We start from the raw sequence: 15,204 nt of genomic DNA, 5'->3' as shown, positions 1-15,204 counted from the left end.
GAGACAGGTGGTGCGGGCGCCGAGGCGCGGGCCTGGAGAGAGGCGCGTGGTCGCTGTCGGGGGAGGCACGTGCTGCTCGGCGGGGCAGGTCGGCAGCGAGTGCGGGCCGGTCGGGGCCGCTGCGCTTCTGCGCGGTGTCTCTGCGGTGCAGTGGCTAGGCGAGGCTGTCCTTTCCGACATGCCCTTTAAAAAATGTTCATGAGGACATGTCCACGAGGGCATGTCCTTTCGCTCAGGCGCTGTCGATGTGGCGCACGGTCCGGCGCTCGCCGAGGCGCTCGCGCAGGGCGGTGAGCAGGCGCTCGCGCAGGCCGGTGAAGCGGCGGGCGGCGTCGCTGCGGTGGACGGCCTGGGTCAGGGCGCGCGGGTCGGCGACCAGGACGCACAGCTGGCGCGCGCGGGTGACGGCGGTGTAGAGGAGGTTGCGGCGCAGCATGACGTGGTGCTCGCCGAGCAGGGGCACGACCACCGCGGGGAACTCGCTGCCCTGGCTCTTGTGGATCGAGACGGCGTAGGCGAGCTGCAGCGCGTTGAGCTGCTTGCTGTCGTAAGGGACAGGGTCGCCGTCGACCTCGACGGTGAGGATCTGGCGCTCGGGATCGACGGCGGTGACGAGGCCGATGTCGCCGTTGAAGACGCCGCGCTCGTGGTCGTTCTTGGTCTGCATCACGCGGTCGCCGACGCGGAAGACCCGCGGGGGGCGGCCGGGCAGCACCAGCTCGGGCGCGCCGGCGGTGTGGTGGGCCTGGAGCGCGGCGTTGAGCGCCTCGGTGCCGGCCTTGCCCTTGTGCATCGGGCACAGCACCTGGACCTCGGTGCGCGGGTCGAGGCCGTAGGCCTTGGGGATCCGCTCGGTGATCGCCTTGAGCACCAGCTCGTGGGCGCGCTCGCTGTCGCGGGCCTGGACGACGTAGAACTGGCCGCCCTCGCTGCGGTCGGACTCGGGGACCTTGCCGCGCAGGATCGCGTGGGCCGAGGTGACGATCGACGAGCCCTCGGCCTGGCGGAAGATCTGGGTCAGCCGCACCACCGGGATCGGCGAGTCGGGGCGGTCGGCGGCGGCGAGGACGTCGCGGAGGACGTTGCCGGGGCCGACCGAGGGCAGCTGGTCGGCGTCGCCGACGAGCAGGAGGCGGTGATGCGGCGTGAGCGCGAGCAGCAGCGCCTCGGCCAGCGGGAGGTCGAGCATCGACGCCTCGTCGATCACGACCAGGCCCTCGGGCAGCGGGTTGTGGGCGTTGTGGAAGAACTCGCCGGTGCCGCCCTCGATCTCGAGGAGGCGGTGGATGGTAGTGGCGCGCTGGCCGGTGGCCTCGGCGAGGCGCTTGGCGGCCCGGCCGGTCGGGGCGGCCAGCAGCACCGGCGACTCGTTGGCCAGCGCGGTGTCGATGATCGCGCGGGTGACGGTGCTCTTGCCCGTACCTGGCCCTCCGGTCAGGACGACCAGGCCGGCGTCGCGGATCGCCGCGATCGCGGCCTGCTGGCCGGCGGACAGGCCGGGCGGCGGATCGACGGCGGTCCAGCGCTGGCGGCCCTTGCCGGCCCCGAGGGCGATGTCGGTGAGGATCTCGGCGACGTTGCGCTCGGCGTCGTAGAAGCGCGGCGGGTAGCACAGGGCGGGCAGCGGCTCGCCGTCCTCGCCCTCGCGCTCCTCGAGCACGAGCGCGCCGGAGCGGACGAGCGCCATGGCGGCCGGCTCGATGCGGGCCGGCGGCAGCTCGAGCAGGCGCTCGGCGTTCTGCACGAGGATCGGCATGGGCAGGGCGCAGTGGCCGTTCTGCTCCGACTGCTCGAGGGTGTGGAAGAGGCCCGCCTCGATGCGCTCGTCGCTCTCGAGGTCGACGCCGAGGGCGCGGGCGATCTTGTCGGCGGTGATGAAGCCGATCCCGCGGACCTCGCGGGCCAGGCGGTAGGGGTGCTGGCGCAGGACGGTGAGGGCGGTCTCGCCGAAGCGCTGGCTGATCGCGTCGGCGAAGTGGGTCGGCAGGCCGAGCTCGAGCAGCTGGTTCTCGATCTCCGCCGTCGGGCCGCCGCGCGCGGTGTGGTGGGCGATGATCCGCTCGAGCGTCTTGGGGCCGATGCCCTCGACCTCGAGCAGGCGGCGCGGCGACTTGTCGAGGATCGAGAGGGTGTCGAGGCCGAAGCGCTGGACGATCCGCTCGGCCTTCTCGGCGCCGAGGCCGGGGTAGCGCTCGAGGCGGCGCTGGATGCCCGGCAGGGTGGTCGGGGCCTTGGCGGCGATCCTGGCGAAGTTGAACTGCTTGCCGTAGTTCGGGTGGTGCGTCCACTCGCCCGCGGCGGTGACCTGCATGCCCTCCTCGATGCCGGTCGAGCGGCCGACCCACGTCTGCGGCGCGACCTCGCCGGGGCGCACGACCCGCAGCACGGTGTAGCGGGTCTGCGGGTTGTGGTGGACGACGCGGAGCACGGCCCCCTCGATCCGCTCGCCGGCGGCCTCGGTCTCGGGGGTCTCGGGGGTCGCCATGCGGCGGCGGAGCATCGCCGATCGGGCGCCTCTCGGCAATGTTCACGGCCCGAGGCCCGGGTTCGCGCGCCCGCCCGGGTGCGGGGCCCAGGCGGCGGGGGTGTCGCAGCCGCCCGGGTCGCGGGCGAGCGAGCGCCCCGGCAGGTCGCCGGGGTCGTGCCAGCCGCCATAGCTGTCCAGGACGACAGGTCCGTTCGCACCTGTCTCGAAGACCAGGGCGACGACCTCGCCGGGGCTGTTCTTGAGGCCGCCGGAGGCCAGGGAGGCGTCGACGCGGAGCAGCGAGGTGCCCGGCGGCGGGCCGGGATCGTCGCCGGCGGCCGGGTCGTAGGCGGCGGGCACGACGACGTGGCGCTGGCCGGGCGCGGAGGTGAAGGGGGGCAGCGGATCGCCGCCGGCGGGGTCGACGGCGCCCGGGGAGCCGTCGACGAGGCGCAGGCCGGCGACCTGCAGCGGCTCGCCGGTGGTGCGCAGGTCGGCCAGCTCGACGAACTCCTGCGCCGGCTCGCGGCCGCGCGGGTTGGCCAGCACCTCGACGAGGGCCAGCGGCGGGGCGGTCCGATCGAAGCTGTCCCCGAGGACATGTGTTGCGGAGCGCTCGGCGCGGCGGCCCGCGAGGTCCCAGGCCTCCAGCATGGCGGTGACCTCGGCGCCGGCGGAGCCGTCCAGGCGCAGGCCGACGTCGACCGGGCCGGCGGGAGCGACGAACTCGCGCGCGGCGGCGCCGACCTCGAGGCGCAGGCGCAGCGGCTCGCGGGCGTTCAGGCGGGCGTGCAGGCAGCGCCCGACGAGCGCGAACGCCAGGCCGTCGAGGTCGGGCGGGGCGGCGTCGGGGCCGGGGCCGGTGCGGAAGCCGGCGAACTCGCGCGGGGCGATCGCGGGGCGGCCGGCGCGGTCGCGCAGGGTGCCGCCGCCGAGCTCGTAGACGACGCCCGGGGCCAGCGGCGCGGCTGTCCTCCAGGACAGGCACAGGCCGGGCACCCAGCCGGGGCACGGTTCGGGGTCGAGGAGCTCGCGCAGGCTGTCGTCGGCGCCGCGCAGCTGCAGGGTGGCGCCGGCGGCGAGGACGACGGGGCGGGCGAAGGCGGTGTCGACGCGGGCGAGGTCGGTGGGCACGAGGTCGGCGCCCGGCGGCGGCGAGACCAGGCGCGGCGCGGGGCCCGAGCTCGCGGGGCCGGCCGTGACGAGGTCGCGCCGCCACACCGCGGCCTCGCCGTCGTCGTCGACCAGGGGGGCGCCGCGGCGGTCGCGGGCGAACACGAGCAGGCTGTGGCGGGCGTGCGCGGCGAGCGGGCGCTGCGGGACGAGCTGTACTTTCGAGCCTGTCCCATCGGGCATGTCTTCGAGCGTGACGGAGAGGGCGACGGCGCCGTCGAGCGGGTCGCCGCGCTCGAGCGCGCGCAGGTCGGCGGCGGCGATCGGGTCGGTCTGGCAGCGGCCGCGCTCGCAGCTGCCCTTGTCGCACTCGGGCGTGAGCTCGCAGGCGCCGGCGGTCGGCCACTCGAGCAGGGCGACGCGCAGGTGCCGGGGGGCGAGCGGCTCGCTGAATTCGAGCCGCCACGGGCCCGCCACGGGGACCTCGACGGCGCGCGGACCGGGCAGGTCGGTGGCGACGATCCGCGGGCCGTCGAGGTCGGCGTCGAGGACGAAGTCGATGCAGGAGGGGGCGAAGGCGAGGGCGAGGAGCAGCCGGAGTCTCACACCGAGAGGTCGCGCGGAGCCGGCGAGGTTTTGCAGGCGCGGGACGTGAGCCCGCTCGCCAACCCCGCTTGGGGCAGCCCCGGTGGCGGTGCATCCCCGCGGCGCTCGCGTGACTACCGAGCAGAGGTCGAGGTCACCGGGCCCGGCGCAGTCGTCCGGGGTGTCCGAAGGGGCATGTCGATGAGGACATTGTATTTAAAACATGTCGATCGGGACATGTTTCAGCGGACCAGCGGCATGACCTCGGCGGCGATCCGCTCCATCTCCTCGAGCTGGGGGCTGCACTGCAGCAGCAGCAGGTCGACGCCGGCGGCGGCGAAGCGGCGGATCTGGTCGGCGACCTGCTCGGGGGTGCCGACGAGGCCGGCTCGCAGGCCGCGGTTCGAGACCGAGTAGTCCTCGCGGCTGACCTGCTGCTCGAGCTGGGTGTTGGCGAGGTAGTCGCGGTAGTTGGCGTAGCCGGGTGACCCTTCGGACACGTCGGTGATCCGCGCGCGCTCGCGTTCGGCCTCGGCCTCGGTCGAACGGACGATGACGTAGGCGGCCATGCCGTGGCGCATCGGCGGCAGCTCCAGGGCCTCGCGGCGGCGCCGCATGTCGGCGATCTTGGGAGCGACGCGCTCGGGCGGGTCGCCGTGCATGACGTAGGCGTCGCAGGCGCGGGCGATCAGGGACTTGGCGGCCTCGGACTCGCCGCCGGCGTAGATCACGGGGCGGCGCACCGGCTTGGGTTCGAGCACGCAGTCGTCGACGCGGTAGTGCTCGCCGTGGAACGTGAACTCGGGCGCTCGCCAGGCGCCGGTGACGACGCGCAGCCACTCGTCGGTGCGGGCGTAGCGGTCGTCGTGGCGCTCGAAGCGGACGCCGTAGCGGCGGGCCTCGTCGGACCACCACGAGGAGACGACGTTGAGCGCGAGCCGGCCGTTGCTGATCCGGTCGAGGTTGGCGGCCTGCTTGGCGAAGATCGCGGGGCTGTGGAAGGTGGGCCGCACGGCGACCATGAGCTCGAGCCGGGTGGTGACGGCGGCCAGCGCGGCGGCGGTGGTCCAGGCGTCGAGCGCGGGCGCGGCCGGGCCCTTGATGTCGTTGAGGAACAGCTCGGCGACGAGGGTGAGGTCCCAGCCGAGCTCCTCGCTGCGCACGGCGAGCCGGCGCGCGTAGTCCCAGGTGGCCGCCATGCCCTCGTCGGGGACGTTGCGCAGCCAGCCGCCGAACACGGGGAGCCAATATCCGAAGCGCATGTCCGTTCCTACATGGTCGATGAGTCAGGTGGTCGAAAGGTCAGGTGCCGGCCTCCCAGCGGGCCTGCAGGTAGTCGACGCAGCGGGCGAAGGCGTCGAGGCCGACGACGTTGGGGGCGTCGGCGACGAAGTTCGAGAGGGCGTTGATGTCGTAGTAGTAGATCTCGCCGTCGCGGTCGTCGACGAGATACTCGACGCCGCCGACGTCGAGCGCGGCCGCCTCGGCGATCGCCTCGACGGCGCGGATGACCTCGGGCGGGGGCGTGTAGCCCTGGACGCGCATGCCCGTCCTTGGGGCATCGAGGGCACAGGCCGAGCGCACGAGGTCGCGTCCGTCGGCCGTCTGGCAGGCGTCGGCCGGGCACAGGTTGAAGGACGAGGGCGGGGGGAAGACCTCGATGGCGTAGAGGAACTTGCGACCGACGACCTCGACCCGCACGATCCGCCCGCCGCGCAACGGACACAGCTCCTGCACGAGCGCAGTCTGGTCGAGGCCGAGGTCGAGCTCGCCGGCGTCGGCAGCCCGCGCGAGCTCGTCGCCGTCGTCGAAGCGGCGGATGCCGGCCCCGCTGCCGCCGACGTTGGCCTTGACGAGGAGCGGCCAGCGCAACCCCTCGGCGGCAGCCAGCGCCTGGCTGGCGTGGTTGATGACGCGCGCGCGCGGGTAGCCGAGGCCGAGGTCGTCGAGGAGGCCCAGCTGATCGGCCTTGGAGACCTCGTAGCGATAGACGGCGCTGCCGTTGACGACGGGGATCTTGCGCCGCTCCCAGTGCCGCAGGATTGCGAGCGTGTAATGGGTGGTCTGACCGCGGCCGCGGAGGTACGCCGAGGGGCTGGCGCGGTTGAACACGAGGCCGTAGGGCGGGTCTCGCTCGCCAGGGTCGAAGCAGCTCCGCTCGGCGGCGAGGCGGACGAACGGGAGGCCCCGCCGCTCGAGCTCGCTGAACAGAGGGCGGAACCAGTCGGGGTGCTCGTAGAAGATGGCGATCGGGGCGGGCATCTTCGCAGTGGACGCAAGTTAGCGCGCACAGCGCGTGGGCGGCAAGCGGGTCCTTGCATCGCTGGCGCGCGCGGTCGACACTGCCCCGGGCTTCGAATCCTTGTTCGCCGCTTGCGCCATCGCCCTCGCGCTCGCGCCGTCGCCCGTCCCCGGCGCGACGCCGGCGACGCCTCCGGGCGTCCCGCCCGAGGGGCCGAAGTTGCCGCCGGTGATCCCGCTGGCGACGCACGACGAGGAGAGCGGCCCGCCGCCGCCGACGTTGCCCGAGGCGACCGTGCCGGTGACGCCGCCGGCAGGTCGGCGGTTCCGCAAGCGGCAACGTCGCCCCCGCGACAATCGCCACCGCCTGCTGCCGCTGCCCCACCTCAGCTCGCAGCCGGCCACCGGCCTGACGCTCGGCGGCTCGCTCAACTACGCGTACCGCCTGCCCGGCGACAACTTCAACCGCGTGTACGGGCTCGCGTGGTCGCGCGTGTCGACGAAGTTGGTGCAGGACCACATCCTCAGCGCCCGCATGCGCAACATGCTCGGCCGCAACGAGATCTTCAACTTCGGCCTGTTCATCTCGCTCGACCCGGTGTTCTCGTTCTACGGGATCAACAACCACGAGCGGCTCGACGCGGCGGACGTGCAGTCGCCGTACAACCACATCCGCATGGACAACTGGGGCGGGTGGTTCACCTTCGAGCACCCGCTGTGGGTGCTCGAGCGGCCGGGACGGGCCGTCGGGACGCTCCGTCACTACTCGGGCTACTTCTTCTACCTCGACGTCGTCCGCGGTTACCCGGGCAGCCGGTTGCTCGAGGAGCTGCCGGCCGCCGAGGGCAGCTGGCGCCGCGGCGTGCTGCGACTCGGCCTGACCTGGGACAGCCGCGACAACGACTGGAGCCCGCGCGAGGGCAGCCTGATCGACGTCACGTTCGACGCGTCCGGACCGTACACCGGCTCGTCCACGAGCTGGGGCCGCTTCCACGGCTCGATCCGCAACTACTGGTCGCTCGGCGCCTCGCAAGTGGTGCTGGCCCACCGGTTGACCCTCGACACGCTGTGGGGCGAGCCCTCGTTGATGGCGCTCGGGGACTTCGGCGGGCTGTTCCCGATGGAGGCCTACGGCGGCGCCTACGTCGGCCGCGGCTTCGGCCGCCGCCGCTTCATCGGCAAGCACAAGGCGACGGCCGGGTTCGAGCTGCGCTTCGCCCCGGTCGAGCTCAAGATCCGCCGCCACACGCTCGGGGTCGGCCTCGAGCTGTTCGTCGAGGCCGGCCTGGTCGCGCAGAAGATGGCCGACCTGTTCAAGCACTTCTACATCTCCGGCGGACCCGGCCTGCTGCTGATCTGGGACCGCTTCGTGGTGTTCCGTGTCGAGGGCGCCTTCGGCCGCGAGGGCGGGGCGCTGTACCTGCAGAGCGAGCACGCGTTTTGAGGCCGGGACGCGAGATGTCCTTCGGGACATGTCTTGGGGAGCCGCAGGTCGGGCGGCGGCGGAGGAGCCGCGCTCGCGGCGCGCTCGCGCTCCGAGGACATGTCCTTCGGGACACGTACAGTGGAACGCGGTCCCCGGCGCGACGGGCGCCGTCCGGCCGCGCGAGCGCGCGCTCGGAGACATGTTCTTCGGGACATGTTCCGTGAAACGCGTTCTAAGCCGCGTGTCGCACCATCTGCGTCGGGCTGGCGCGCGGTGGTCCGGGGCCGCATGAAAGTGGTCCGGTGCCGCGGATGGCCCGCGATTTCGCGGCGGAGCGGCGCCGGCCTTGTGGTCAAATCCCGCCATGGAACGACGTAGCGGGGGCCACAGCGTCCCCTTCGCGGTGGTCGGGTTCGACCTCGAGTTGCGGGTGACGGACTGGAACGACGGGGCCGAGCGGCTGCTGGGCGTCGCGCAGGCGGACGCGCTCGGGCGCGAGGTCGGCGAGCTGGTGCCGGTCCATGGCGGCGAGTGGCGAGCTGTCCTCGAGGACAGGGACGGCGGGCCACGGCGATTGACGCTGGCCGACGGGCGCGTGATCGAGTGGTCGCCGGCGACGGTGCGCGACGAGGCGGGCGCGCGCGTGGGGGTGGTCTGCTACGGCAGCGAGGTGACGCAGCGGGCCGCCGCGGAGAAGCAGGCGCGGATCGAGCAGGTGGCGCTGCGGGCGTTCCTCAGCCACCTGCCGACGGTGGTCAGCGTGTTCGACCGCGACGGCACGTACATGCTGCTCGAGGGCAAGGGCCTCGAGGCGGCCGGGGCCTCGCCGGGCCAGTTCGTCGGTCAGAACGCGTTCGCGCTGTACGGCGACTCGAAGACGGCGCAGTTCATCCGCAGCGGGCTCGCCGGCGAGGCGAGGCCGATGACCGTGCTCGAGGAGTATGGGAAGATCTGGGAGAACTGGAACATCCCGGTGCCGGAGGGCACCGACGCCGGGTTGGTGACGATCACGCTCGAGGTCACGGCGGCGCGCCAGCGCGAGCGGGAGCTGCTCGAGAAGATCGAGCTGATCGAGCGCCAGCAGGGGCTCATCCGCGAGCTGTCGACGCCGATCATCGAGGTGTGGGAGGGCGTGCTGGCGCTGCCGATTATCGGCCTGGTCGACAGCGTGCGCACGGCGGAGATCATGGACAGCCTGCTGCAGCACGTCGGCCGCATGCGCGCGCGCCATGCGATCCTCGACATGACGGGGATCGAGGTCGTCGACACGTCGACCGCGAACCACCTCATCAGCATGATCCGGGCGGTCCGTCTGCTCGGCGCCGAGGGCGTCATCACCGGCATCAACCCCGGCATCGCCCAGACGATCGTCACGCTCGGCGTCGATCTGCGCGGGATCTCCGTGTTCGCCACGCTGCGCGAGGCGCTCAAGCACTGCATCGGCATGGCCTGAATTGATCCGGCCCGCGGAGCGAGCGCGCCGCGGGCCGAGTGTCGCCGGAGGAGCGGCTCAGAAGCGGTAGTTGAGGCCGAGGCCGCCGCCGTCGAAGCGGGGCATCGGCGCGACGGCGAGGCCGGACTTGCCGAGCGGGAGGCCGGCCATGCCGCGCTCCCACCGCTTGTAGCGCGAGTAACGGACGGCACCGACGACGCCCATCACGAAGGTGGCGATCTGGATGCCGGAGAGCATGAACAGGCCGAGGGTCTCGCGCGCGCTGTCGGTGTCCTGCGCGGCGATCATCGGGCCGATGAACGGGACCATCAGCGCCTTGCCCATCTCGCGGCACTCGTACTTGGTGCGGTTGCAGCCGCCGTGGCCGTCGTGGCTCATCGCGCCGGCCCAGGCGGTGAGCAGGTAGCTGGTGCCGAACATCGAGAAGCCGGCGATCATCAGGCCGAGGCCGCGCTTGGGCGGCGGGGGCGGGCGCCGCGGCGCGGCCGGCGGGGCCGGCGGGGCGGCGACGATCACCGTGGTGGTGGTGGGGCCCCGCAGCGACGGGTCGGCGTAGGGCTCGACGACCGGCGCCGGGGCCACCGGCGCCGTGACGATCACGGCCTCGGCCACCGGGGCCGGCTCGGGCGGGGTCGGCGGCGCCTCGGGGACCGGGACCGCCTCGACGATCACCTCGTGCGTGCCGGCCGGGGCGTAGCCGGCCGGGACCTCCGCGTCGGAGTGGAGCTTGACCAGGTAAGGGCTGGCGGCCGCCGTGCCGGGGACCAGCGGGAGCGCGAGGCCGACGGCGGTGGCGAGGGCGACGATGCGTGACGTGAACATGAGGACAGGTCCTTGAGTTCAGGTGGCCGACGAGAGGGACGCGGAGGTCGTGGCGGGCTCAGAAGCGGGCGCCGAGGGTGAGGGTGCCGCCGTCGAGGTAGCGGGTGGGGGCGACGCCGAGGCGCAGCTTGTTGCCGAGCTTGAGGCCGTCGACGCCGACGTAGCGCGGCTCGCGGCCGTCGCGGACGAACTGCACGGTGCCGATGATGCCCATGGTGAGGCCGGCGATCTGGACCAGCGCCGGGAAGGCCATCAGGGCCTTGGGCGTGATCGCGTCGGTCTCCATGTACGGGATCGCCATGAACGGGCCGATCGCCGGGATCAGCGAGAGGGCGGCGGCGTTCTTGCAGTTGGGGTTGCGGGTCAGGTTGCAGGTGTCGTGGACGATGGCGGCGACGAAGGCGGTGGCCAGGTACGACGAGCCGAACATGACCCACCCGCCGACCATCAGGCCCTTGCGGCGCTTGCGGGGCATCGGCGGCGGCGGGCCGTAGGCGACGGCCGTGGGCTGGCTGCCGGGGTCGGCGTACGGCTGCGGACCCTCGGCGACGACGGGGGCCGCGGGGTCGGCGTAGGGCTGGGCGGGCGCGGGGGCGACGGGCGGCGGAGCGGCCGGGGCGGGGCCGGTCTCGACGACGACGGTCGTCTCGGTGGGCTGCTGCGCGTCGGAACGAAAGGCCATGTTCGAAGGGACATGTCCCCACGGACTGGCGAAGACCTCGGGGCAGGCGAGCGTGACGGCGAGAGCGGCGGCGAGCGGGGCGGCGCGGCGGATCATTGCTGGGCTCCTCAATGGGGGCGAGCGTGCATTAGTCTGCCCCCGGCACCTGGCCTCAGCAAGACGCATACTTCCGCCCGGGCCGCGGGGGGCGGGCGCAAGTCAGCGATATTGTTCGATGCCGGACGGCTGCACGGCGGCGACGGGCGGCCGTGGTGTTGCGAGTTGCCGCGCCGTCGCGACCGGCCACGACGCGGCGATCACGTGGGCCGGGCGGGAGCGGGTGCGAGCGGGAGGCGGACCTGGAGTTCGGCCCCGCCGCCCGCACGCGCGTGGGCCGTGGCCTCGCCGCCGTGTCCGCGGGCCAGCTCGCGCACGAGCGCGAGGCCGAGGCCGGTGCCGGGGGTGTGGGCGTCGCGCTCACGGGCGACGCGGTAGAAGCGGTCGAACACGCGGTCGCGGTCGGCCTCGGGGATCCCGGGGCCGCGGTCCTGGACGCGCAGCACGGCCTCGGCGCCCTCGACGGCGAGGGCGACCCGCAGGCCGGCCGCGCGCGCGTCGGCGGCGTACTTGAGGGCGTTGTCGAGGAGGTTGACGAGGATCTGCTCGACGGCCTGGGGATCGCTGCGGACGACCACCGGCTCGTCCGGCAGGACGAGCTCGACCGGCGGGAAGCCGCGCCGCTCGACGTGGCGCGCCTGCTCGTCGACGATGTCGCGGATCTGCGCCGCGAGGTCGCCGGGCCGCAGCTGCAGGACGCGCCGGCCCTCCTCGAGCTGGGCGACGGCGAGGACGTTCTCGACCAGACGGCTGAGCCGGACGCTCTCGTGCGCGAGGTCGTCGTAGAAGACGGGCAGCCGCTCCGGCGTGACGAGGCCCTCCTGCAGCATCTCGGCGTGCATGCGCAGCGTGGTCAGCGGGGTCCGCAGCTCGTGCGACACGGCCGAGACGAAGGCGGTCTTCTGCGCCGACAGCTCGTCGGCCCGCCGCGCGGCCCGGGCGATCGCGGCGATCGCCGCCGCGACCACGCCGCCGAGCCCGAGCAGGACGCCGAGCTGCAGGGCGAGCGAGCCGGCCGGCGCGGGCGGGCCGGCGGGGAAGCAGAACGCGAGGCCCGGCAGGACCTCGTCGTGGACCGGCCGCGCCAGCGCGCAGCCGGCGACGTCGCTCGCAGGGGCGATCGTCGGGGTGGTCTCGGGCAGGGCGTGGCGGGCGACCAGCGCGGCCAGCCAGGCGCCCTCGAGCTGGCCGCGGTCGAGCACCGCGCCCTGGACCGAGCCGGCGCCGGCGTGGCTGACGACCCGCTGGAGGACGACCGCGTCGCCGAGCCGCAGGTAGGCCATCGGCGAGTAGTCGAGGCTCGGACCTGCCTCCTGGGGAATGTCCGAGAGGGCAGGTTTGGAGAGATATGTCCCTTGGGCTATGCCTGATTGAGCCTGTCCTTCGGGATAGGTCACCTTCTGCTGCTGGATGGCGTCGAACACCGGGCCGGCGCTGGCCTGCTGCCGCGGCGGGGCGCTCTGGGCCTGCTGGCTCTGGATCGCGTCCCAGCTGACGACGTTGCGCGAGGTCTGCGGCAGGCGGGCGGTCTGGGCCCGCTCGGCCGCGCCGGCGTCGCCGCGGCGGGCTTCGGCGATGTCGAGGTAGGCGGCGTTGCCGAGCTGGTTGAGGGTGGCGGTGAGGGCGTGACCGTCGCTCGCGCGCCCGTCGCCGAAGCTGAGGGCGCGCAGCGGGGCGAACTCGGCGGCGGCGACGAGGGCCTCGACGGCGACGGCGCGCGGCGAGCCGCCCGGCTCGAGGGCGTAGGGGGTGCGCACGCGGCCGTCGGGATCGATCTGGAAGTAGGCGGAGATCCGCGGGTCGTCGGGCTCACCGGCCAGCGGCGAGAGGGCGACGGCCTCGCCGAGCGCGAGCACCTCGGGCGGGCGGTAGAACCGGCCGTAGTGCTCGAACGGCCGCGCGTCCTCGCGGCGGCGCAGCTCCTCGAGGCCCTCGCGCACGGCGGCGCGCAGCAGCTCGGCGGCCTGCACGAGCTCGCCCTGCCGCTGCTCGGCCAGCATGTCGCGCTCGCGCAGGCCGGACAGCAGCCAGCCGAGGGCGAGGGCGAGGGTCGGCGCGGCGACGCCGAGGCCGAGCGCGAGGGTGCGGCGGCGGGCGGGGCTCATCGCGCGTCCCAGCGGTAGCCCCGGCCGCGGACGGTGCCGATCCAGTCGTCGCCGCCGGGGATCTGGCGCAGCTTGCCGCGCAGCTGCAGGATGTGGACGTCGACGGTGCGGGTGCGGACGGTGCCGTCGTGGTAGCCCCAGACCTGGGTGAGCAGCTCCTCGCGGGTGACGCCGACCCCGGGCCGGGTGCGCAAGAAGTCGAGGATCAGGCCCTCGCGGGCGGTGAGATCGACCTGTCCTCCGGACCAGGTGATCGTGAGGCGGGCGAGGTCGACGGCGGCGTCGCCGACGCGGAAGGACTGGCTGGCGGGGGCCGGCCTGGCGCGGCGCAGGAGGCCGCGGGCGCGCGCGAGGAGCTCGCGGATGCCGAACGGCTTGGTGACGTAGTCGTCGGCGCCGGCGTCGAGCCCGGCCACGATGTCGGCCTCGGACCCCCGCGCGGTCAGGACGAGGACGGGCACGAGGTCGCCGCGGGCCCGCGTCTGCCGCAGGACGCCGAGACCGTCGATGCCCGGCAACATGATGTCGAGGAGGACGAGGTCGAACTCGGCGCAGGCCAGGCGGGCGAGCGCGGCGTGGCCGTCCTCGGCGACCTCGAGCGCGTAGCCCTGGGAGCGGAACAGCTCGACGAGGCCGTGACGGATCGCCGGCTCGTCCTCGACGATCAAGATCCGCGGGGCAGGCTCGGTCACGCGGACGATCGTGACACAGATCGGCGCGGCGACGGTAAGAGGTCGGTAAAACCTCGTGGAAGGGGTCGGGGAGGGGGATGGGCGCCCGCTCGGGGCGCGAGCGGACCTGCCCGGACGGGAACAGGTGCCGGGGCGCGCTGTCCGGGATACTGCTGGAAGAGACATGTCTGTTTCGACATGTCCCGCGGTGCGCTCGCGCGAGGTCGCGACGAACCCCGGTGCGCGGCGGGGCGCGACCGGGGCTCGGAGGTCAGGGCCGGCTCAGTTGCTGGCGAAGGTCGGCAGCTCGACGCGGGGGCCAAGGGTGAGCTCGACGCGGGCGAGGCCGTGGAACTGCTCGCCGTCGATGACCGGGTTGAGGGCCTCGCCGTCCTCGGCGGAGATCCGGACGCAGCGCGCCTTGTCGTCGTAGACCTTGCGGCCGAGGATCGGGGTGCCGAGCACGATGTTGGGGACGTTGGCGACGACGCCGATCGGGGAGGTGTCGAGGGCCTGGAAGTGCAGCACGCCGCCCTCGCGGGCGTGGCGGAAGCAGCGGACGACGCCGGCGAGGTTGATGTCGATCGCGCCGACCTGCATCGAGGCGAAGCTGGCGAACGGCAGCTCGCGGCCGTCGACCTCGACGCGGGCGCGGGTGGGCCGGAAGAAGTCGGTGGCGTAGCTGCGCATCTCGTCGGGGATGAAGCGCTGCAGCGGCGGGGCGAGGTTGCTGGCGAGGGTGCTGACGATCGCGCCGCCGGCCGCGGCGCCGATGACCCCGGCGATGGCGAGGGCGCCGCGCTCCTTGGGCAGGGCGTAGAAGCGGTCGAAGAACGCCTGGGCGACGCCGCCGAGCGCGGCGGCCAGGCCGACGCGCTCGAAGGCCGGCGGCGCCGGGCTGTCCGAAAGTCCATGTCCGATCGGCGTGCCGACGATCTTGCAGGTGTCGATGGTGACGGTCGGGATGGTCTCGCCGCGCTCGAGCCGGCCGACGAGGCGGCGGACGATCGAGTCGGCGTCGCCCTTGAGGCCGGCCTTGCGGGCGACGAAGTCGACGGTGCCGCCGTTGGTCGGGACGACGATCGGGAGGCGGGCGGCGCCGGTCTGCCGGGCGTCGGCGTGGAGGGTGTTGAGGACCCAGTGCAGGGTGCCGTCGCCGCCGTCACACACGAAGTAGCGGCAGCCGGCCTCGCGGAGGCTGCGGATCGCCTTCGGCAGCTCGTCGAGGCGGCGGGTCTCGACGACCGCGCCGTAGCGACCGACTGCCTGCTCGAGGGCCCGCCGACGCTGCGGCCGGCGGTAGTTCTTCTTCGAGTTGGGGTTGGTGATGATGCCGACGTCCATTGCGACCCCGAAGTGGCGAGGGAAGACCATACGCGGCCGAATCGAGGGCGACAAATTCTGTCGCGACGCTGCTCAGCACGCCGCGTACCGCTGCACAGTCGGTGTGCAATCGAATGCGCAGTGCCTCACCTCGACAGCGCGGCGCAGCGGCGGCGGAACATCGGTCTCGTGGAGGGCTCGCCGGCGCTGCCGCGACGCT

At 73.6% G+C, this 15,204-nt stretch carries 11 protein-coding genes; 2 read left to right on the top strand and 9 right to left on the bottom strand.

What is annotated here, in order from left to right; translation table 11 throughout:
• Positions 1–232: 232 nt before the first annotated feature.
• The 4 genes from recD2 to K7C98_RS34875 form a co-directional block, all read right to left on the bottom strand.
• On the bottom strand, positions 233–2,485 hold the full coding sequence (gene recD2 / locus K7C98_RS34890) for an SF1B family DNA helicase RecD2 (protein ID WP_224196173.1): 2,253 nt from the start codon (positions 2,483–2,485) through the stop codon (positions 233–235).
• A 42-nt stretch (positions 2,486–2,527) separates the two neighbouring features.
• Positions 2,528–4,186: a hypothetical protein gene (locus tag K7C98_RS34885; protein ID WP_224196172.1), complete on the bottom strand. Its 1,659-nt coding sequence runs from the start codon at positions 4,184–4,186 to the stop codon at positions 2,528–2,530.
• Between the two features lie 221 nt (positions 4,187–4,407).
• A complete protein-coding gene (locus tag K7C98_RS34880) occupies positions 4,408–5,427 on the bottom strand; it encodes an LLM class flavin-dependent oxidoreductase (protein WP_224196171.1) in 1,020 nt (339 codons plus the stop codon).
• A 40-nt stretch (positions 5,428–5,467) separates the two neighbouring features.
• Complete coding sequence (locus K7C98_RS34875) at positions 5,468–6,427, bottom strand: ATP-grasp domain-containing protein (RefSeq protein ID WP_224196170.1); 960 nt, start codon at positions 6,425–6,427, stop codon at positions 5,468–5,470.
• 34 nt (positions 6,428–6,461) lie between these two features.
• Here K7C98_RS34875 and K7C98_RS45195 point away from each other — a divergent pair, with 34 nt between their 5' ends.
• Positions 6,462–7,850: a BamA/TamA family outer membrane protein gene (locus K7C98_RS45195; protein ID WP_224196169.1), complete on the top strand. Its 1,389-nt coding sequence runs from the start codon at positions 6,462–6,464 to the stop codon at positions 7,848–7,850.
• Between the two features lie 346 nt (positions 7,851–8,196).
• Positions 8,197–9,285: a PAS domain-containing protein gene (locus tag K7C98_RS34865; protein WP_224196168.1), complete on the top strand. Its 1,089-nt coding sequence runs from the start codon at positions 8,197–8,199 to the stop codon at positions 9,283–9,285.
• A gap of 57 nt (positions 9,286–9,342) precedes the next feature.
• Here the strand turns inward: K7C98_RS34865 and K7C98_RS34860 are convergent, their stop codons facing one another.
• From K7C98_RS34860 to K7C98_RS34840, 5 genes are all read right to left on the bottom strand, one after another.
• Positions 9,343–10,107 (bottom strand): hypothetical protein, encoded by a 765-nt coding sequence (locus tag K7C98_RS34860; protein WP_224196167.1) that lies wholly within the window; start codon positions 10,105–10,107, stop codon positions 9,343–9,345.
• Positions 10,108–10,165: 58 nt separating this feature from the next.
• A complete protein-coding gene (locus tag K7C98_RS34855; RefSeq protein WP_224196166.1) occupies positions 10,166–10,885 on the bottom strand; it encodes a hypothetical protein in 720 nt (239 codons plus the stop codon).
• A 200-nt stretch (positions 10,886–11,085) separates the two neighbouring features.
• Positions 11,086–12,990 carry a sensor histidine kinase gene (locus K7C98_RS34850; protein WP_224196165.1) on the bottom strand — a complete coding sequence of 635 codons (1,905 nt, stop codon included), beginning with the start codon at positions 12,988–12,990 and terminating at the stop codon, positions 11,086–11,088.
• Entirely contained in the window at positions 12,987–13,682 is a 696-nt protein-coding gene (locus K7C98_RS34845; protein ID WP_224196164.1) for a response regulator transcription factor, read from the bottom strand. The genes K7C98_RS34850 and K7C98_RS34845 overlap by 4 nt, the downstream gene beginning before the upstream one ends.
• Positions 13,683–13,943: 261 nt before the next feature.
• Positions 13,944–15,035 (bottom strand): diacylglycerol/lipid kinase family protein, encoded by a 1,092-nt coding sequence (locus K7C98_RS34840; protein WP_224196163.1) that lies wholly within the window; start codon positions 15,033–15,035, stop codon positions 13,944–13,946.
• Between the last annotated feature and the right edge of the window lie 169 nt (positions 15,036–15,204).

The organism is Nannocystis pusilla (assembly GCF_020073745.1).
GTDB classification, from domain to species: Bacteria; Myxococcota_A; Polyangia; order Nannocystales; family Nannocystaceae; genus Nannocystis; species Nannocystis radixulma.
This window is presented reverse-complemented; position numbering and strand designations above follow the sequence as displayed.